This window comes from Bradyrhizobium sp. A11 (genome assembly GCF_042077125.1).
GTDB lineage: Bacteria > Pseudomonadota > Alphaproteobacteria > Rhizobiales > Xanthobacteraceae > Bradyrhizobium > Bradyrhizobium japonicum_B.
This window is the reverse complement of sequence record NZ_CP149509.1, coordinates 3,084,589-3,103,979: the sequence shown is the minus strand read 5'-3', so window position 1 is coordinate 3,103,979 and position 19,391 is coordinate 3,084,589. Positions and strand designations below refer to the sequence as shown.

At 66.3% G+C, this 19,391-nt stretch carries 16 protein-coding genes and 1 pseudogene; 1 reads left to right on the top strand and 16 read right to left on the bottom strand.

What is annotated here, in order from left to right; genetic code table 11:
- Positions 1–70: 70 nt before the first annotated feature.
- From WI560_RS14295 to lpxA, 4 genes are all read right to left on the bottom strand, one after another.
- Positions 71–901 (bottom strand): outer membrane protein, encoded by an 831-nt coding sequence (locus WI560_RS14295; RefSeq protein ID WP_375308496.1) that lies wholly within the window; start codon positions 899–901, stop codon positions 71–73.
- Between the two features lie 262 nt (positions 902–1,163).
- On the bottom strand, positions 1,164–2,372 hold the full coding sequence (gene lpxB, locus WI560_RS14290) for a lipid-A-disaccharide synthase (RefSeq protein WP_375308840.1): 1,209 nt from the start codon (positions 2,370–2,372) through the stop codon (positions 1,164–1,166).
- Positions 2,344–3,201, bottom strand: coding sequence for an LpxI family protein (locus WI560_RS14285; RefSeq protein ID WP_375308495.1), 858 nt, complete (start codon positions 3,199–3,201; stop codon positions 2,344–2,346). Before WI560_RS14285 ends, lpxB begins: the two co-directional genes overlap by 29 nt.
- Positions 3,202–3,220: 19 nt before the next feature.
- Positions 3,221–4,012: an acyl-ACP--UDP-N-acetylglucosamine O-acyltransferase gene (lpxA, locus tag WI560_RS14280; RefSeq protein WP_375308494.1), complete on the bottom strand. Its 792-nt coding sequence runs from the start codon at positions 4,010–4,012 to the stop codon at positions 3,221–3,223.
- A 175-nt stretch (positions 4,013–4,187) separates the two neighbouring features.
- Here lpxA and WI560_RS14275 point away from each other — a divergent pair, with 175 nt between their 5' ends.
- Positions 4,188–4,511: a KTSC domain-containing protein gene (locus WI560_RS14275; protein ID WP_375308493.1), complete on the top strand. Its 324-nt coding sequence runs from the start codon at positions 4,188–4,190 to the stop codon at positions 4,509–4,511.
- Between the two features lie 26 nt (positions 4,512–4,537).
- Here the strand turns inward: WI560_RS14275 and fabZ are convergent, their stop codons facing one another.
- From fabZ to WI560_RS14215, 12 genes and pseudogenes are all read right to left on the bottom strand, one after another.
- Positions 4,538–4,999, bottom strand: a complete 462-nt coding sequence (gene fabZ, locus WI560_RS14270) for a 3-hydroxyacyl-ACP dehydratase FabZ (protein ID WP_028136118.1) — start codon at positions 4,997–4,999, stop codon at positions 4,538–4,540.
- The gene (gene lpxD, locus WI560_RS14265; protein WP_375308492.1) at positions 4,996–6,063 is read right to left on the bottom strand and encodes a UDP-3-O-(3-hydroxymyristoyl)glucosamine N-acyltransferase; all 1,068 of its coding nucleotides are present in this window, start codon (positions 6,061–6,063) and stop codon (positions 4,996–4,998) included. The genes fabZ and lpxD overlap by 4 nt, the downstream gene beginning before the upstream one ends.
- Before the next feature lie 125 nt (positions 6,064–6,188).
- Positions 6,189–8,711 carry an outer membrane protein assembly factor BamA gene (gene bamA, locus WI560_RS14260; RefSeq protein WP_375308491.1) on the bottom strand — a complete coding sequence of 841 codons (2,523 nt, stop codon included), beginning with the start codon at positions 8,709–8,711 and terminating at the stop codon, positions 6,189–6,191.
- Between the two features lie 176 nt (positions 8,712–8,887).
- On the bottom strand, positions 8,888–10,039 hold the full coding sequence (gene rseP, locus WI560_RS14255; protein WP_375308490.1) for an RIP metalloprotease RseP: 1,152 nt from the start codon (positions 10,037–10,039) through the stop codon (positions 8,888–8,890).
- Between the two features lie 43 nt (positions 10,040–10,082).
- The gene (dxr, locus tag WI560_RS14250; protein WP_375308489.1) at positions 10,083–11,306 is read right to left on the bottom strand and encodes a 1-deoxy-D-xylulose-5-phosphate reductoisomerase; all 1,224 of its coding nucleotides are present in this window, start codon (positions 11,304–11,306) and stop codon (positions 10,083–10,085) included.
- A gap of 4 nt (positions 11,307–11,310) precedes the next feature.
- A pseudogene (locus tag WI560_RS14245) lies at positions 11,311–12,154 on the bottom strand (phosphatidate cytidylyltransferase).
- Positions 12,151–12,909 carry an isoprenyl transferase gene (locus WI560_RS14240; RefSeq protein ID WP_126257374.1) on the bottom strand — a complete coding sequence of 253 codons (759 nt, stop codon included), beginning with the start codon at positions 12,907–12,909 and terminating at the stop codon, positions 12,151–12,153. The pseudogene WI560_RS14245 and the gene WI560_RS14240 overlap by 4 nt, the downstream one beginning before the upstream one ends.
- A 12-nt stretch (positions 12,910–12,921) precedes the next feature.
- Complete coding sequence (gene frr / locus WI560_RS14235) at positions 12,922–13,485, bottom strand: ribosome recycling factor (RefSeq protein WP_028136111.1); 564 nt, start codon at positions 13,483–13,485, stop codon at positions 12,922–12,924.
- Between the two features lie 68 nt (positions 13,486–13,553).
- Positions 13,554–14,270 carry a UMP kinase gene (gene pyrH / locus WI560_RS14230; protein WP_028136110.1) on the bottom strand — a complete coding sequence of 239 codons (717 nt, stop codon included), beginning with the start codon at positions 14,268–14,270 and terminating at the stop codon, positions 13,554–13,556.
- Positions 14,271–14,331: 61 nt separating this feature from the next.
- Positions 14,332–15,255: a translation elongation factor Ts gene (tsf, locus tag WI560_RS14225; protein WP_375308488.1), complete on the bottom strand. Its 924-nt coding sequence runs from the start codon at positions 15,253–15,255 to the stop codon at positions 14,332–14,334.
- A gap of 132 nt (positions 15,256–15,387) precedes the next feature.
- A complete protein-coding gene (locus WI560_RS14220) occupies positions 15,388–16,383 on the bottom strand; it encodes a 30S ribosomal protein S2 (protein WP_375308487.1) in 996 nt (331 codons plus the stop codon).
- A 219-nt stretch (positions 16,384–16,602) separates the two neighbouring features.
- Positions 16,603–19,197 carry a caspase family protein gene (locus tag WI560_RS14215; RefSeq protein WP_375308486.1) on the bottom strand — a complete coding sequence of 865 codons (2,595 nt, stop codon included), beginning with the start codon at positions 19,195–19,197 and terminating at the stop codon, positions 16,603–16,605.
- Positions 19,198–19,391: the final 194 nt, after the last annotated feature.

Below are 19,391 nucleotides of genomic sequence, written 5' to 3'. Positions count from 1 at the left end.
TTGGGAGGTTCGCTCGTTTAGGGCCGGAGCACGCCGTGGAGGGCTTCCGTTTAATGAAACGTATCGCTGATCAGTACTTCGCGACAACCGGACCGCCGAAGCGATAATTCACACCCACGCGGCCGATTGCGCCATGCAAATCGAAATCCTTCGTTCTGATGAAGCCCAGCGCACCCGCTACGCTGCCCGCCACCGGCCCAGCGGCTAGCGACGTCGTCCCAAGATCATAATACAAGCCTTCGACCTTTACAGACCAATTGCCTGCGAAGCCCCATTCCACACCAGCACCGGCTGTCCAGCCTACCCTTGTTACGCTTGCGCTTGCTGGAAACGCAAATGGGTTTGGGGAAGTAAGATTCGCAGTCAGTTCAGCGTGCCCATACGCGAGGCCGCCGGTTGCGTAGAGGAGAACGTTGCCAACTGTCGCACCAACTCGGCCTCGCACAGTCCCAAACCAATCCAGCTTTTCGCTGGCCGTATATTGTGCGGCAATCAAGGAAACGGCGCCACTGGCGAATGTGAAGGGACCGTTGATCGTGGTCGACCCCTTGATGTCCGCACCTTGGATGTCGGCCTCAACACCGAGCAACCAGCTCGGCGCAACCTGCCAATTGTAACCGATCTGGACGCCGCCCATCACGCCAGATGCATCAATGGTGCCAGCGGGCACCATTTGGCAAACTGGGCCGTTTCGAACTCCTGCCGGGTCAATGCATCCCGCCCCACCAGAATCTCGATTCCATGCGCCGCCGACGTTTCCACCAACATAAAAGCCAGACCAGCTGTAGTGTGGATCAACCACCACGGGAGCCTTGGTGTAGGTCCGCGCCGGAAGATCGGCAGCGAATGCGGTCGCCGATAGCGCGGCAGTCGCAACCACACTGAGCAAAATCATTTTCATGCTACGAACCTATGTGCCTGGAAAAGCACCGACTAGATTATCGATGATGCCGGGTAGCGTCTGTTACCGAAAAGTAACATCCACTGACCTATCTGCATCAGAGCTGCCTACCTTGGGACCAGACGGTCAGGCCTGCTTTCAAGCTGGTTGGGACCGATCGGAGGGCGAGTGCCGTGGTCCGCTTGGGTCAAATGCCGCCGATCGCGGCCAAGCCAAATAGCTTCCGTTGCGCCATCGCAAGCGGACGCTCGCGAGGCGCGCTCTAGCTTGGTCTCCCGCCCCTGCGCATCGTGGCCAGCACGACGTCGGCCGCCAGCACGCTCGGTGACTTGTTGCCCGTCGACATAATCCGGTCGAGCTGGGCAAAGGCCTCGACCTGCTGCCGCCGCATCGGGGAATCGGTCAGCACGTCCTGGAGCGCGGGCGCCAGCTTCTCCGGCGTGCAGTCTTCCTGAAGATATTCCGGAATGACCTCCCTGCCGATCACGAGATTGGCGAGGATCACCGAGGAGACGCGGATGGCGCGGCGCAGGATGAAAGCCTCGACCGCGCCGACGCGATAGGCCGTCACCATCGGAATGCCCGATAGCGCGAGCTCCAGCGTCACCGTGCCGGATTTGGCCAGCGCCGCATGCGCGATGCGGAAGGCGGCGCGCTTCTCGTTCTCGCCGATCACGATGCTCGGCTTGACCGGCCAGCTTGCGAGGCCCTCGCGGATGGTGGCTTCCAGATGCGGCATGGTCGGCAGCATCAGCTCGAAGGCACAGCCTTCCGCCTGCAGGCGGCCGATCGTTGCGCCGAACACGCCGAGATGATGCCTGACCTCGCTGCGGCGGCTGCCGGGCAGCACCAGCAGCACCGGCGGCTCGCCGTTGCGGCGCGCCTGCTCCTCCGCGTCCGGCCGCAGCGAGGACAATTGCTCGATCAGGGGATGGCCGACATAGCTGCATGGCGGTCCGCCGAGCTTGCGGTATTCCTCCGGCTCGAACGGCAACAGGCCCAGCACATGGTCGACATAGCCGAGCATGGTGCGCGCCCGTCCCGGCCGCCACGCCCAGAGCTGCGGCGAGACGTAATCGACGATCGGAATCGTGGAATTCTTCGCGCGCACGCGGCGGGCAACGCGATGGGTGAAATCGGGGCTGTCGATGATGACGAGTGCGTCCGGCGCTGCCTCCAGCACGGCCTCGGCGGTGTTGCGGATCAACCGCAGGATTTTCGGCAATTGCTGCACCACCGCGGCGAAGCCGACGATCGACAGCTCCTCGATCGGAAACAGCGATTCGAGCCCCTCGCGCGCCATGGTGCGGCCGCCGACGCCGACGAATTCGACGCCGTCGCCGAGGCGCTGGCGTAGCACCTTCATCAAGGCGCTGCCGAGCCGGTCGCCGGATTCCTCGGTGGCGATCAGGCAGATCCTGCGCTTGGGATCGCGCGACTGCTCACGCCGGCAGGCCGATGACGAAGAGATATTTGGCGTTGGCCAGCGCGATCATCGCCTGCGGCTCGGCGGCGATGGTGCTGCCGGCAATGACGGCGATGCCGGCGAGCCCTGCGGCGGCAACACCTTCGAGCGTGCGTGGGCCGATCGTCGGCAGGTCGAAGCGCAGGTCCTGGCCGCTCTTCGGCGCCTTCACCAGCACGCCGCGCCCGGCCGCCGCGCGAATGCGTCCCTCCTCGCGCAGCCGCGCCACGCGCGCGAGCAGCGCGTCGGTGCCCTCGATGTCCTCGACCGCCACCACATGGCCGTCGATCACCACCGCCGCCTGGCCGATGTCGAACGGGCCGAGCGCGGTCAGCACCGCACGGCCCCGCTCGATGTCGGCCTTGCTGTTGTCGTTCGGCCAGGCGCGACTGATGCAACCTTCCGGCATCAGGAGATCCGGGGCGACGTCCTTGATGCCGACCATGCGAAAGCCGTCCTGCTCGAGGAGGCGACCGACGCCGGACAGGAGATGATCGTCGCCGCCGCGAAAGGCGCGGATGACGTTGCCGAGCAGGCGCAGCGTCTTGACGTCGAACCGGATCTCCGCGAGCGAGGGGCGCACCAGGGTGCCGATGAAGATCAGGTCGCGGCAGCCCTCCTCGCGAAACAGCCGCATCGCACGGCCGAGCTGGCCGACCGAGATCCAGCGGTGACGGAATTTCTCGACCCGGGCCGGATCGCAGGCCCCGCGAAGCGGAAACAGCACCGGCGTGATACCGCGGGCGGCGAGCGAGTCGGCAACCGCGAACGGCATGGCGCCGCCGCCGGCGACGATGCCGACCGGCGATGAGACCTGCGAAGCCGCCGATGTCATGCCCGGGGCCATCCCAAGGTCACTTCGCGATGGCGGGAAGGCAGAGCGGGCGTTTGCCCTTGCCGATGAAGTCGAGGATTTCCGCGATCGCCGGATCCTCGCCCGCGAGCGGCCGGGATGCCTCCAACCGCTCGGCGAAGGTACCGGGGCCGTGGAAGAGTTTCTGGTAGAATCCCCGCACCGTCGCCAGCCGCTGCTTGGTGAACTTGCGCCGCTTCATACCGATCAGGTTGAGGCCTTCCAGCACCGCGTATTGGCCGTTGACGAGGCCGAACGGGATGATGTCGTCGCGCACGCCACAGACGCCGCCGACCATGACCTGAGGCCCGATTCGGGTAAACTGGTGCACGGCGGACAGCCCGCCGATGAAGACGAAGTCGCCGATCTCGCAATGACCGCCGAGCGTCGCCGAGGTCGCGAAGATCACGTCATTGCCGACATGGCAGTCATGGCCGACGTGGCTGCAATTCATGAAGTAGCCGCGATCGCCGACCGTGGTGATGCCACCGCCGGCGACGGTGCCGGCGTTCATCGTCACGGATTCCCGGATGGTGCAGCCCGATCCGATCTTGAGCTTCGTCAGCTCGCCCCGGTAGCTGAGCGATTGGGGCGGCGTGCCGAGCGAGGCAAAAGGATAGATGGTGCAATCGTCGCCGATACTCGTCTGCGCCGTGACATGCACATGCCCTATCAGCTTGCAGTTCGCGCCGATCACGACATTCGGGCCGATGATGCAATAGGGCCCGATCTCGGTACCCTCGCCGATCACGGCGCCGTCCGCGACCCGTGCGGTGGGATCAATCCTGCTCATCAAGCAATCTTACTCGTCAGGAAGTTCTGATTATGTGTTGAAGTCATTCGGTTTTCCGGTGGTTACCGCGTCTATGCCCGATCTGTCCAGTGACGTATCATCTCGCCGTGTTTCAAGTATCGGATGAGGCGGCCGTCCCGGTCCGCCCCGGAGTTCATGCGGAGCTTCAACACTCGTGGTCAGGGCCTTGGCACTTCTGCTCGCACAGCTCGCGGCCGCGCCGATCGTATCCGAGACGGTCGAGACCGGCGATCGCCGACCGGTCGACCTCGCGACATTCGAATGCCGCGACATCAATCGCAGCACCGTGCTTCAGCGCGTCTGCTACGACCGCGCGCGGCACGCTCTCGTCGTCGCGACCGGCGGCTCCTATGTGCGCTATTGCGGCGTCGCCGCCGAGACTGTCGACCGCCTGCTCGGCGCGCCGTCCATGGGCCAGTTCTTCAACCGGCACATCCGGCGCGAGGCCGCCGGCGGCCGCTACGATTGCAGCGCCTGAGCCCCCATCCGCCGGCCCGGAGCCGCTCAGTCCGTCAGCATGGCCCCGACATCGGCCTCGGCGACGACGACGCCATTGACCTTGGCATCGCCGTGAAACCACCACATCGCCTTGCGGCGCCCGAGCGAGCGCATGTGATATTCGATGGTGTCACCGGGCAGCACCGGCTTGCGGAACTTGCACTTGTCGATGGTGAGAAAATAGACCGCGCGCGGCTTCTCGGTGCCTTCGACCGACTTGATGCCGATCACGCCGGCGGTCTGCGCCATCGCCTCGATCATCATGACGCCGGGATAGACCGGGCGCTCCGGGAAATGCCCCTGGAAGGCCGGCTCGTTGAAGGTGACGTTCTTGATGCCGATGCCGCTGTAATCGGCGCGGATGTTGATCACGCGATCGATCAGCAGCATCGGAAAGCGGTGCGGCAGGGTCTGGAGGATGGCATTGATATCCACCAGCTCGAACTTCACAGGTGATTCCGCCGTCATTCCCGTCCCTCGTCCTTCGCATCGGCCTTGCTGTCGCGCACCAGGCGCTCCACCGCGATGATCTCCTTGAACCATTGCTTGGTCGGCTTGGCAAAGAAGCCACCCCAGCGCCCGCCCGGCGGGATGTCGTCCTTGACGCCGCTCATCGCGGTGACCTGGGCTCCATCTCCGATCTTGAGGTGGTTGTTGATGCCAACCTTTGCTCCGAGCGCCACGTTGTCGCCGATGGTCAGGCTGCCGGCGAGGCCGATCTGGGCCGCCAGCAGACAGTGCCGGCCAATGGTCACATTGTGGCCGATCTGGACCTGATTGTCGATTTTGGTCCCCTCGCCGATCATGGTGTCACGCAGGCTGCCACGGTCGATCGTGGTCCCGGCGCCGACCTCGACATCGTTCTGGATCAGGACCCGGCCGGTCTGCGGCACCTTCAGATGGCCCTCGGGGCCGAAGAAGATGAAGCCGTAGCCGTCCTGGCCGATCGAGCAGCCGGGATGGATCAGCACGTTGTTGCCGATCAGGGCGCACTGGATCGCGGTCCGGGCCCCGACGTTGCAGTCCCGGCCGATCTTGACCCCGGGACCGATCACCGCCCCGACGCCGACCACGGTGCCGCTGCCGATCTCCACGTCCGGGCCGATCACCGCCAGGGGGTCGACGATCACGCCGTCCTCGAGCCGGGCCGAGGGATCGATGATCGCCGACGGTGCGATACCGTCATTGCCGACCCAGGATTGCGGCCTCAGCGCATCCCCATGCCATTCCCGCGCGATCCTGACGAAGGCCCGGAACGGCTGCGCCACCCGCAGCACGGCCACATGGGCGGGCACCTGGGCCTCGAAGCGCGGGCTGACCAGGCAAGCGCCGGCCTTGGTCGCCTTCAGCTCGTCGGCATATTTGAGGTTGTCGAAGAACGCCAGATGCATCGGGCCCGCTTCGTCGAGCGAAGCAAGGCCGGTGATGACGTGGCCGCCCCTGCCGGGATCGACCAGCTCGGCCTTGGCCAGCGTGGCGATGTCGGCCAGCCCTGAGGCAGGCGGCTTTGTGAAGAAGATCGGCTGCGCCATTCCACCCCGTCGCGGTCCGGCTTCGGCATGAAGCGGTCAGACCGCATCATGCCCCAACTCTTGGAATGGCACGATCCCCTTCGGAAACCGGCTCCACTGATCCGGATCGTGCCGTGCTGATCGAACTAGAACGTGGTGCCGCCGCCGAACCGGAATTCCTGCGTACGGTCGTACTTGCCCTTGCTGAGCGGCACGGCGTAGTCGAAGCGCAGCGGACCGAACGGCGACTGCCAGATCAGGCCGACACCAACCGACGAGCGGATGACCTTGCTGTCGTCATAGACGAGGCCGGTACAGGTCCCCGTCGTTGACGGGTTGATGCTCGACGGGATGCAGCCCGGCGCGTTGACCTCGTTGGTCGTGGTCCAGCTCGTCGGTCCCTTATAGTCGTAGAGGCCGCCGGCATCGGCATAGACCGCGCCCTTCAGACCCACTTCCTTCGGCAGGAACCAGAACGGCATCTGCAGTTCGAGCGAAGCACCCCAGTACTTGGTGCCGCCGAGCGCGTCGCGCGAACCGAACGGGTTCAAGTCACGCGGGCCGATGCCGTTGGGAGCAAAGCCGCGGACCAGGTTCGGACCCATCTGGAAATGGTCGAGCATCCGCAGATCGTCGTTCATCTTGGTCAGAATGCCGCCCTGGAGCCGGACGAGACCGACGATGTCGGACACCAGCGGGGCATAGTACTTTCCGTCCGCCGTGGTCTTCAGATAGGACACGTCGCCGCCGACGCCGGCGAAATCCTGCCGGAAGTCGATGAGCAGACCGTCGGTCGGGTTCTTGTTGTTGTCCAGCGTGTTGTAGGTGAGCGTGTAGCCCAGCGCCGAGGTCAGGGTCTTGCCGTTGGCAAGCTCCCTGCGCACCGGCAGCGAGGCTTCGCCGTCGTTGTAGCAACCGAGGCCATTGGTCGAGCTCAGGTCGATGCCGTTGGCGGCCGCGTAAGCCGGGCTTGGATTGAACGCCCCGCTGGCCGGATTGTTGTTACAATTCGCCAGGTAGCTCGGCAGCGTGATTTCCTGCTGGTAGATCGAGTAGCGCAGCTGCAGCGACAGATCTTCACGCAACGAGAAGCCGAGGCGCGGCGAGAAGCCGAGCGTCTTGGTGCCGTAGGAGATGTAGTTGTTGGCGAGCTGCTGGCGCTGATAGAGGTCGAGGCCGAGCGCGACGCGGTAGTCGAGCAGATAGGGTTCGACGAACGACAGCGAGTAGCCGCGGGCATACTGGCCGTAGGTCACCGCCGCCTTGGCGAACAGGCCGCGGCCGAGCAGATTGCGCTCGGAGACCGAGACTTCGGCCAAAGCGCCGTCGGTGGTGGAGTAACCGCCCGAGATCGAGAAGTCGCCGGTCGATTTCTCTTCCATGTCGACGACCAGGATCACGCGATCGCTCGACGAGCCCGGCTCGGTCGTGATCTTCACGCTCTTGAAGTAGTCGAGGTTCTTCAGGCGCCGCTCGGCACGATCGACCAGGGCGCGGTTGTAGGCATCGCCCTCGGAGATGTCGAACTCGCGGCGAATGACGTAGTCGCGCGTGCGCGTGTTGCCGCGCAGGTTGATGCGCTCGATATAGGTGCGCGGGCCCTCGTCGATGTTGAACACGACGGAGACGGTGTGCGCCTCGAAGTTGCGGTCGCCGCCGGGACGGACCACGGCGAAGGCGTAACCGCGGCGCGAAGCCTCGATCTGCATCTCCTCGACCGATTTTTCGACCGATTCGACGTTGTAGAGCGAGCCGGCATGGACGCGCGAATAGCCGCGCATCGACGATGGATCGAAGTTCGGGATGCTGGAGCGGAAGTCGACCGCGCCGACGCGGTATTGGGCGCCTTCCTCGATCTTGAAGGTGACGTTGAAGCCCTTCTTCTCGGGATCGTATTCGGTGAGCGCGGCTACCACCTGGACGTCGGCGTAGCCGTTCTTGAGATAGAAGCGGCGGATCAGGTCGCGGTCGGCTTCGACGCGGTCGGGATCGTAGACGTCACCGCTGCCGAGGAAGCTCAGCAGGTTCGTCTCGCGCGTCTTGATGACGTCCCGGAGGCGGTAGGACGAGAACGCGTTGTTGCCGACGAACTCGATCGACTTGACGCCGGTCTTGACGCCTTCCTCGACGGTGAAGATGAGATCGACTCGGTTGTTCGGCTGCTCGATGATCTCGGGCGTGACGCGCACGTCGTAGCGGCCGGACCGGCGATAGATCTCGGCGATTCGCAGCGTGTCGGACTGCACCATGGCGCGGGAGAAAGTGCCGCGCGCCTTGGACTGCACCTCAATGGTGAGCTGCTCGTCCTTGATCTTCTTGTTGCCCTCGAAGGCGATCCGGCCGATCACCGGGTTTTCGACCACCGAAACGACGAGCTGGCCGCCGGGACCGCGGTTGATCCTGACGTCCTGGAACAGGCCGGTCTCGATCAGCGCCTTGAGGCCGTCGTCGATGGCGCCTTGATCCAGGCGACCGCCCGGACCCGGCTTGAAATAGGAGCGGATCGTCTCCACCTCGACGCGGCGATTTCCCTGGACGGAAATCGACTGAACGGTCTGAGCGAGCGCAGACGAAGACACAAAAACAGCCCCGACCGGGGCAACCACCGGCGCGCCGAACATGATCAGGGTTGCGAGCAAGCCCCCCCGGAGTCGCAGTCCAAACTTCATCGCGCAACGCGCCCTTATCATTCCGTGCCAGACCCAACCCCAACGCCGGTCCGGAGATTCCCCAAGTCGAGGCCGCTTGTAGCCAATTTCGCCGACGCCGCAAACGGCCGAAAGCGTCGTGATTTCAATTTCATTCCAAGACGTTGCTCAACAGCAACGCCACAAAAAAGCCTCCATCAAGATGCCGCCATCCGCAGGATGTCGTTGTAGGTCGCAAACACCATCAGCATCAGCACCAAGCCGAGCCCGATTCGGAACCCCATCTCCTGGGTGCGCTCGGACAGCGGCCGGCCACGGAGCACTTCCGCCGCGTAGAACATAAGGTGGCCGCCATCGAGCAGCGGGATCGGAAACAGGTTCAGCAGGCCGATCGACACCGACAGCACCGCGCACAGGTTGATCACGAACTGGAACCCGGCGCTGGCCGCCTGCCCCGACATCTTCGCGATTCCCAGGACGCCGCTGACCTCGTTGGGATTGCCTTGCCCCACGAACAGCGAGCCCAGGAACTTGAAGGTGCTGGTGATGATGAACCAGACCTGTTCGACCCCGATCTTGAGTGCCTCGCCGATGCCCACGGGGGCGGTCGAGGCCTCGCCGGCCTGAGCCTTGTGCTCGATGCCGAGCACGCCGAGACGGTGGCTGTTGCCGAACGGATCCTTGCGCTCGAGCAGCGCCGGGGTCGCCGTCAGCGAGACGATGGTACCGTCCCGCTTCACTTGGAAGGCAAGTGCCGAACCCGCGTTCATCGCAACGATTCGCTGCATGTCGGCAAAGCTCTCGATCGGCTTGCCGTCGATCTGGACGACCACGTCCCCGACCTTGAAACCTGCCGCAGCCGCGGCGCCGTCGGCAACGACGCCGTCGACGCGCGCGATCGTGCTCGGCTTGCCGTAATACAGCGCCATGCCGGCGAAGATCAGCGCACCCAAGATGAAGTTGGCGATCGGGCCGGCCGCAACGATTGCGGCGCGCGGGCCGACCTTCTTGTGGTGGAAGCTGCCGGAGCGCTCCTCGGCCGACATGGATGCAAGCGTCTGCGCGGACGGGGTCGAGGCCTCGCTCTCGTCGCCGAAGAACTTGACGTAGCCGCCGAGCGGGATCGCCGACACCTTCCAGCGAGTGCCATGGCGGTCGTTGAAGCCGATCAGCTCGGGGCCGAAACCGAGCGAGAAGGTCAGCACCCGCACGCCTGCCCAGCGCGCGACCAGAAAGTGGCCGAGCTCGTGGAAGAACACGACGATCGTCAGGACGAACAGGAAGGGAACCGCGTAGCCCAGGACCCCATGGCTCAACGTATTGAAACTATGGGTGAAAAAATCGATCATCGAATTCCCTCTTCCAGAGCCGCAAGGCCCTGGTCCGAACCAACTAGGATGCCTTTAAGGCAATTTGAGGCAATAGGGCGGCAGCCCTATTTCGCGCAACATGGTCAACAGAGATTGCATCGTCCGCGGACGTCAGAGGTGCCTGGTTCCCGCTGCGGATCCAGTCGTCCAGCGTCGCCTCCACCAGCCGGGCGATCGCGCCGAACCGGATCTTGCCGGCGATGAACGCGGCGACCGCGACCTCGTTGGCCGCGTTGTAGACCGTGGTCGCCCCCTTCCCGGTCCTGAGCGAATCGAACGCCAGGCGCAGGCCGGGGAAGCGCTCGAAATCGGGCGCCTCGAAGGTCAGCTGACCGATCTTGGCGAGGTCCAGCTTGGCCGCCGGCCCCTTGATCCGGTCCGGCCAGCCGAGGCAATGCGCGATCGGGGTGCGCATGTCGGGCGCGCCGAGCTGGGCCACCACCGAGCAGTCGGAGAATTCGACCATGCCGTGGATGATCGACTGCGGATGAACGAGAACGTCGATTTCCTCGGGCGCGAGCGCGAACAGATAGGACGCCTCGATCACCTCGAGGCCCTTGTTCATCATCGAGGCGGAATCGATCGTGATCTTCTGGCCCATGCTCCAGTTCGGATGCTTCAGGGCCTGCGCGAGGGTCGCCTGCTCGATGTCCGCCGGCTTCCAGGTGCGAAACGGACCGCCCGAGGCCGTGATGATGACGCGGACCAGTTCGTCGCGATTGCCGGAGCTCAGCGCCTGGAACAGCGCATTGTGCTCCGAATCGGCCGGCAGGATGCAGGCGCCCGCCTTGGCGGCACGCTGCATGAAGAAATCACCGGCGCAGACCAGACATTCCTTGTTGGCTAGCGCCACATGCGCGCCGCGATCGACCGCCGCCAGTGCCGGCTTCAATCCGGCAGCGCCGCTCACGGCCGCCATCACCCAACCGGCCGGACGCGCGCCGGCTTCGATCACCGCGCTTTCGCCGGCCCCGCATTCCGTGCTCGTTCCCGCCAGGGCGGCCTTGAGCTCGGCGAATTTGGAGGCGTCGGCAATCGCGACATAGCGCGCGGAAAATTCCTTTGCGAGCTTCGCCAGCGCCGCGACATTGCCGTTCGCCGTCAGCGCTTCGACGCGGTAGCGCTCGGGCGAGGCCCGCAGCAGATCCATCGTGCTGTCGCCGATCGAGCCGGTGGCGCCGAGAACCGTGACGCTGCGGACGGATGACGCCGCAGCCTTGTTGTTTCGCAATGGGACCGCGCTCATATCCTCACCAAACCATAAGACCGCTTCCGGCGCTATGCACACCATGGCGGAGAAAGCCGATAATCCAAGCCGCCAGGATGGCGGCGACAAAGCCGTCCAGGCGGTCCATTAGCCCGCCATGGCCGGGAATTAAGTGACTGGAATCCTTGACACCGAAGCGCCGCTTCACGGCGGATTCGAAGAGATCGCCGAGTTGCGACACCACCGACAGGACGGCACTAACCAGGAGCAGCGGAACTGCCTTGCCGATGCCGCAAGCGGCAAAACCTCCGGCCACCGCAAGGCTCGCCACGAAGCCGCCGAGCGCACCGGACCAGGTCTTCTTCGGGCTCACGCGCGGCCAGAGCTTCGGCCCGCCGATGCTGCGGCCGGCGAAATAGCCGCCGATATCGGTCGCCCACACCCACGAGCAGCACGAACATCAGCGCGGAGAAGCCGTTGACGAGGTCCTTGCGCAGCAGGATCGAGGCCAGCAACGCCGCCGCTGCGTAGGCAAAACCGGTCGCTGCCCAGACGAACTTGCCGCGCGCGATCAGCGTCACGATCGCGCCGCCGACGAGACCGACGACGACGGAGGTCTTGAGCCCGCCAAAAGTCACGGCGGCGCCCATCATGGCGATGACGACCGTCCCCGCCCCGGTCAGCGCGGCCGAGCCTGCGCCGACCACCGTCAGCCATTCCGCGAACAGCCCGATCGAGACGAGGGTCACGAGCAGCGCCCAGAGCCAACCGCCGGCATAAGCGATCGCAATGGCCAGCGGCGCCAGCACCAGCGCTGCGAGGATTCGCATCACCAGATTGCTCGGGGCGGGCTTGGCGCCCACCGGTGCGGAATCGTGTTCGCTCACGAGGCGGTTTTCGCGACCAGGCCGCCGAAACGGCGCTCGCGCCTGGCGAATTCGGCGATCGCGCCTTCGAGCGCCGCCTTGTCGAAGTCGGGCCAGTGGATCGGCACGAACACGAGTTCGCTATAGGCGGCCTGCCACATCAGGAAATTCGACAGGCGCTGCTCCCCGCTGGTGCGGATGATGAGATCGGGATCCGGAATGTCGGGCGCATCGAGATGCGCCCCGAGCGTCTCGGCATCGATCGTGGCCGGATCGCGTTTTCCTTCCGCGACCTCGCGGGCGAGCTTTTGCGCCGCCTTGGCGATCTCCTGCCGCGAGCCGTAGTTGAAGGCGACGACGAGCGTGAGGCGGGAATTGTCGCGTGTCAGCTCCTCGGCCTCGTTGAGCAGCGCGCAGATGTCGCTCTCGAGCCCCTCGCGCTCGCCGATGATGCGGACCTTGACGCCGTCGCGATGCAGGCTCGCCAGGTCGTTGCGGATGAAACGGCGCAGCAGGCCGAAGAGATCGCCGATCTCGCTCGCCGGGCGCGACCAGTTCTCCGACGAGAACGAGAAGATGGTGAGATAGCGGATGCCGAGCTCGTGCGAGGCCCGCACGACGCGGCGCAGCGCCTCGACGCCGCGGCGATGCCCCTCCGCACGCGGCAGGCCGCGCGCGGCCGCCCAACGCCCGTTGCCATCCATGATGATGGCGACATGCGCAGGCGCCTCGGACCTGTCAGGTCCTTCCGTTGCGGGCGCGGCGGCGTTGGACATGAAGGCGATGCCTTAAACGGTGAGGATTTCTTTTTCCTTGGCGGCCAACAACTGGTCGATCTCGGCGATGGTGCCGTCGGTCGCCTTCTGCACCTCGTCGGCGTGACGCTTCTGGTCGTCCTCCGACATCTCGTGATTCTTCTCCAGCTTCTTGAGCACGTCGAGGCCGTCGCGGCGGACGTGGCGCGCGGCGACCTTGGCGGCTTCCGCATATTTGTGCGCGACCTTCACCAATTCCTTGCGCCGCTCCTCGTTCAGCTCGGGAATGCGCAGGCGCAGCACCTGGCCTTCAGTCGCGGGCGACAGGCCGAGATTGGAATCGACGATCGCCTTCTCCACCGCCTTGACCATCGACTTGTCCCAGACCTGCACCGAGATCAGGCGCGGCTCCGGCACGCTGACGGTGGCGAGCTGGTTCAGCGGCATGTGACCGCCATAGGCATCGACCTGCACCGGATCGAGCATCGAGGCGGAGGCGCGGCCCGTCCGCAAGCCGCCGAGCTCGTGCTTGAGCGAGGCGACGGCGCCCTGCATGCGGCGCTTCACTTCGTTGAGGTCGAAATTACCCGTGGGCATCACGTTTCTCCTTCAAAATCCCGGCGACCGCTCCCGCGCCTTCCCTTTCGGGCGCGCCAGACGAGCCTTCAGCCGGCGACGATGGTCCCGTGGCCGACGCCGCGCAGAATCGCGCCGATCGACCCCGGCTCCGCGATCGAGAATACGATGATAGGCAGCGACGTCTCGCGGGCAAGCGCGAAGGCGGTCGCATCCATCACCTTGTAGCCGCCCTCGATCGCCTGCGAATGGGTCAGCCGGTCAAACCGCGTGGCGGCGGGATCCTTCTTCGGATCCGCCGAGTAGACGCCGTCGACATTGGTCGCCTTCAGCACCGCCTGGGCGCCGATCTCCGCGGCGCGCAGCACCGCGGTCGTATCGGTGGTGAAGAACGGATTGCCGGTTCCGCCGCCGAGCAGCACGATGCGGCCTTCGGCGAGATATTTGTGCGCCGCAGTGCGGGTGAACAGCTCGGAAATCTCGGGCATGACGAAGGCCGACAACGTCCGCGCCGGCGTGCCCTTGCGCTCGATCGCCGCCTCCAGCGCGAGGCAGTTCATCATGGTGGCAAGCATGCCCATGGTATCGCCGGTCGGGCGCGACACACCGCGGCTGGAGACCTCGACGCCGCGCACGATGTTGCCGCCGCCGATCACCACCGCAACCTCGGTGCCGAGCTTGCGGGCCGCGATCAGATCGTCGGCAACCCGGTCGACGGTCGGCTGGTCGATGCCAAAGCCCTGCTGTCCCGCGAGATATTCGCCGGACAGCTTGATCACGACGCGACGATAGACCGGATCAGTCATGAGCACTTTTCCTTGTCCGGGCGCCGCTTCCGGCGGCACGCCGGAAGGAACGTTCCGGCGCTTACTTCTTGCCGCTGGCCGCGGCGACCTCGGCCGCGAAGTCGCTTTCCTGCTTCTCGATTCCCTCACCGAGAGCATAGCGCACAAAGCCGGCGATCTTCACGGCGCCGCCGACCTTGCCCTCGGCTTCCTTGACCGCCTGCGCCACCGACTTGCCGGTGTCGTGGATGAAGGCCTGCTCGAGCAGGCAGACTTCCTTGTAATAGGTCTTCAGGCCGGACTCGACGATCTTCTCGATCACGTTCTCGGGCTTGCCCTGCTGGCGATATTTGTCGGCGAGCACGTCCTTCTCGCGCTTGACGACCGCCGGATCGAGACCGGACGGATCGAGCGCGAGCGGGTTGGCGGCGGCGACATGCATCGCGATCTGGCGGCCGAGGCTAGCGAGCTCGTCGGCCTTGCCCGGCGATTCCAGCGCCACGATCACGCCCATCTTGCCGGCGCCGTCGACGACTGCACCGTGGACGTAATGCGCCACGACGCCCTGGCTCACCTCGAGCGAAGCTGCGCGGCGCAGCGTCATGTTCTCGCCGATGGTGGCGATCGCGTCATTGATTGCGGCTTCGACGGTGACGTCACCGACCTTGGCGGCCTTGATCTTCTCGACATCGGCGCCGACGTCGAATGCGACCTGGGCGATCATCTTGACCAGGCCCTGGAACTGACCGTTGCGCGCGACGAAGTCGGTCTCGGAATTGACCTCGACCACGACGCCCTTGGTGCCCTTGGTGAGCGCGCCGATCAGACCTTCGGCGGCGACGCGGCCCGACTTCTTGGCGGCCTTGGACAGGCCCTTCTTGCGCAGCCAATCCTGCGCCGCTTCCATGTTGCCGTCGTTCTCGGTCAGCGCGGCCTTGCAGTCCATCATGCCCGCGCCGGTCGACTCGCGCAGGTCTTTGACCATCGCAGCTGTGATCGTTGCCATCGTTGAAAATCCTTTGTGCCTGCCGGTTCGCCGCGGCGTGGCTTGGAGGCGCCCCGCCGCGGTCCATCTCAGGAATTCGCGTCAACTGAAATGGTGGCCGGATCTCGTCCGGCCAGCCCATCGCTCTCTCGACTATTCCGCTTCCGCGGTCAGCGCCTTGGCCTTGGCCACCCAGGCATCCGCGCGGCTCGGCAGACCGACTTCTTCGCCGATCTTGTGCGCGGTGTCGTGGTCGAGCTCGGCGAGCTGCCAGTAGTGGAAGATGCCGAGGTCGTTGAACTTCTTCTCGATCGTGCCCGACACGCCCGGGAGCTTCTTGAGGTCGTCGGCGGTGCCGCGCGGACCTGCAAGGCCCTGGAAGCCGCTCGACGACGCCGCCGGCAGCTCCTCGGCGACCGGCTGGGCCGAGGCGCCGACGTCGATGCCCGAATCACCCTGGGCACGCGAGATGCCGTCGATCGCCGCACGCGCGATGAGATCGCAATACAGCGAGATGGCGCGGCCGGCATCGTCATTGCCCGGCACCACATAGGTGATGCCCTTCGGGTCCGAATTGGTGTCGACGATCGCGGCGACCGGGATGTTGAGGCGCTGGGCCTCCTGGATCGCGATGTCTTCCTTGTTGGTGTCGATCACGAAGATCAGGTCGGGCAGGCCGCCCATGTCCTTGATGCCGCCGAGCGAGCGGTCGAGCTTGTCGCGCTCGCGCTGAAGCGTCAGGCGCTCCTTCTTGGTGTAGGAGCTGGCATCGCCACCGGCCAGCACGTCGTCGAGGTGACGCAGGCGCTTGATCGAGGCCGAGATCGTCTTCCAGTTGGTCAGCGTGCCGCCGAGCCAGCGCGAATTGACGAAATACTGCGCGCAGCGCTTGGCCGCGTCCGCGACGCCGTCCTGCGCCTGGCGCTTGGTGCCGACGAACAGGATGCGGCCGCCCTTGGCCACCGTGTCGCTGACGGCCTGAAGGGCCTGGTGCAGCATCGGCACGGTCTGGGCGAGATCGACGATGTGGATGTTGTTGCGGGTGCCGAAAATGAACGGAGCCATTTTCGGATTCCAGCGGTGCGACTGGTGACCAAAGTGCACGCCAGCTTCGAGCAGCTGACGCATAGTGAAATCGGGTAGTGCCATCGTTCTGATTCTCCGGTTGGTTCCTCCGGAAACGTGTGAGCAAAACGGAGCGTTCGCCCCGGCTGCCACCGGACGGCCTTGTGAGCCATGTTTCCGTGTGAGATGGCGCGCTATATAGCGCCATTTCGGCCAGAAGCAAGGAAATAAGGCGGCCGTCGCGGCCGCCCGAAAGCTGCGGTCGTCACGCTGCTGCCGATTCCCGGCGCCCTCCTCGACCGGCTAGCACCTCGGCTGGCCGGGCGGGCACGGCTTTGAGGGAGGCCCGGCGGGCCGCGGCGGCGGCGGGGGCGGTGCCGCACGCGGCGGCGTGGCGGCCATCGGCGGCGGCGCTGACCGCGCAACAGGCGGTGGCGGCGGCGCGGGCCGTGCAACCGGAGGCGGAGGTGGCGCCGGCCGCGCCATTGGCGGCGGTGCGGGCCGGGCCACGGGCGGCGCTGGGGCCGGCCGTGCCACGGCCACGGGCGGTGGCGCAGCCCGGAGCGGTGGAGGCGGTGCGACCCGTGGCGGTGGCGGCGGCGTCGGTCTCGCCAGAGCCTGCGGAGGCGGTGGCGGCGCGACGGGCTTGGCGGCCTGCGGCGGCGGACCGGGCCGGCGATCTGGAACTCTCGACGGCTCCCGCGCTGCCACCGGTGGCGGCGGAGGCGCCGCCGGCCTGACCGCGCTCGGGATCCCCGGCCGGCCGGTGGCCGTGCTCGGAGGCGGCAATGCGCCCGGCTGCGGACCGGTCGGCCTGCCCCGCCGGTCAGTCCCGGACGGCGGCTGGTTGGGCGCCGCCGCGTTCGGCTGCGCGGCCTTAATGTTGCCGGCAGGCGGCGTGGTGGTCGCAACGGGTTTGCCGGGGGATGCGGCAGCGCCGGGCGCGCGCCCTGCACCAGCTGGCGGCGGTCCGCCAGGAGTCCCGGGGACCGGCAGCGTGTTCGCCTGCGGCAGTGTGTTTGCCTGTGGCAGCTTGGCTGGTGCTGGTGGCTGCGGCGTCACCGCGGCGTTGCCAGCAGGGGCCGTCGCGGTCGGACTCGGTGCTGCGTTCGGCGCGGCAGCACCGGGCGCGACCGCCGGCCCTGTCGGCGGAGCGCCAGGAGCCGCCGGCGCCGGCAGGGGATTGGCCGGAGGCAGCTTGGCCGCGGCCGGTGGCTGCGCTGTCGTGGTGGGAGCGACATTCGCCGGAGCAGGTGCCGGGATACCCGGCCTTGCCGCCGGCTGGATCGTCGCGCTCGGCGGCATCGGTGCCTTGCCCTGCTGGATCAGCGCGGCGCGCTGCGCGACCGCCTGCGGCACGGCCGGGCCCGCCGGGTTGGCACGGCCGGCAACCGCGGGCGCCAGATTGGCCGGTCCAGACCCCTGCCCCGTAGCCGGCGCAGGTGCCGGCGGGCGATTGATCACCGTGTTGATCACCGTCGTATTGTGGATGTTCTGGTAGATGATGTTGTTCGGCGGCGGCGCGACATAGAGCGGCGGCCGGACGAACACCGGGATCGGCACGAACACCGGCTGCGGCAGCACGAACAGGCCGATCACCGGCAGCGGCGGCGGCAGCACGACGAAATCCGGCGGCGGCGGCGGCAGGTAATAGACCGCCGGCGGCGGTGGCGGCGCGAAGCCGAAATCGGGATCGCTGAAATACAGCACCGGACGATCGACATAGATCACCTCCTCCGGCGGCGGTGGCGGCACGTCGTAGTCCAGCATCGCGAATGTCGGCGGCGGCTCGAGCGGCGCGGTCAGGATCGCGAGGCGGCGCCGGGCATCGCCCGCATGCGGTCCGCGCGGATAGCGGCGCAGATACGACCAATAGGCGTCCGGCGTATCGGCGCGATAGGTCCGTCTCCAGGTGATCGCCTCGCGGCGCGCCGCCACGATCGCCAAGACGCGCTTTGCGAGCGGATCGCCCGGATACGCGGCGAGAAATTCCTCATAGGCCGCCAGCGTGTCGCGCGTGAGCGCGGCGGCATAGGCGTCCTGCACGCCGAGATCGCGGATCGGCTTGCTGCGGATCGTAGCGACCTGGTCGGGTCCGGCCTCCGGCGGCGGCGCGTCGGGCCCGCGCTCGAAGAACGAGAATGGCGCCGAGATCTTCTGCTCGTGCCAGGGCACCTGCGCGCCCTTGCTGGCTTCGTTAACGCGCAGGCGCACACGGTCGAACACCTCCGCCAGCGGCAGGCCGCCGGTGCGGATCATCTCGGCCAGCGACTGCGCATAGATGCCGTACGGCCCCGGCTCCTCCGGCGCGACGGTGCCGGGCGCCGCGTTGAACGCGATCAGCATGTTCGCATCGGGCTCGACCAGCGCCAGACCGCCCGCGATCGGCTGACCGCCCTCGATGAAGGGCTGCGCGCGGGCCGCGTCGAGCACAAGGATGTTGGCCTTGAGCGGAATGGCAGCGAGCTGACGCGCATAATCGCTGATGCGCAGGGCTTCGGTCGGAATGTCGGTATCGCGCGCGATGTTGGAATCGACCGGGATGAAATAGTTCTCGCCGGCAAGCTGCACGCCATAGCCGGCAAGATAGATCATCGCGACGGTTCCCGGCCCGGAGGCCTGGGCCTTCTGGATGAAGTCGCGAAGGCTCTTGCGCAGCGTGTCGCCGTCGAGATCGCGCGCTCCGACGACGTCGAAGCCGGCCGCCTGCAGCGTCTGCGCGATCAGGCCGGCATCGTTCGCGGTGGTCGCCAGCGGCGATTTGGCATAGGCGCCGTTGCCGACCACGAGCGCGATGCGCTTTTCCGGCTGCTGCGCGCGGGCCGCGCCCGGCGCGCCGGCAGCCAGGGCCACGATCGGCAGGAGAAGGCAAATGAAGGCTCTGAAGGTCCCACGCATGGCTCGCCTGCCCGTTATTCTTGTTGAGGTGCCACCACGCATCAGGCGCGCGGCCGGCTGAACGGCGCTTGAACGAAAAGCTCGGATTGAGGCGGTGGCGTGGCCATGCCGCCGCGCGCGTCAGCGCCGCAGCAGCCTCACGGCAACCGCGGCGCAGCCTGGAATACGCGCGAGGCTCGTTCAAGTCCCCAACA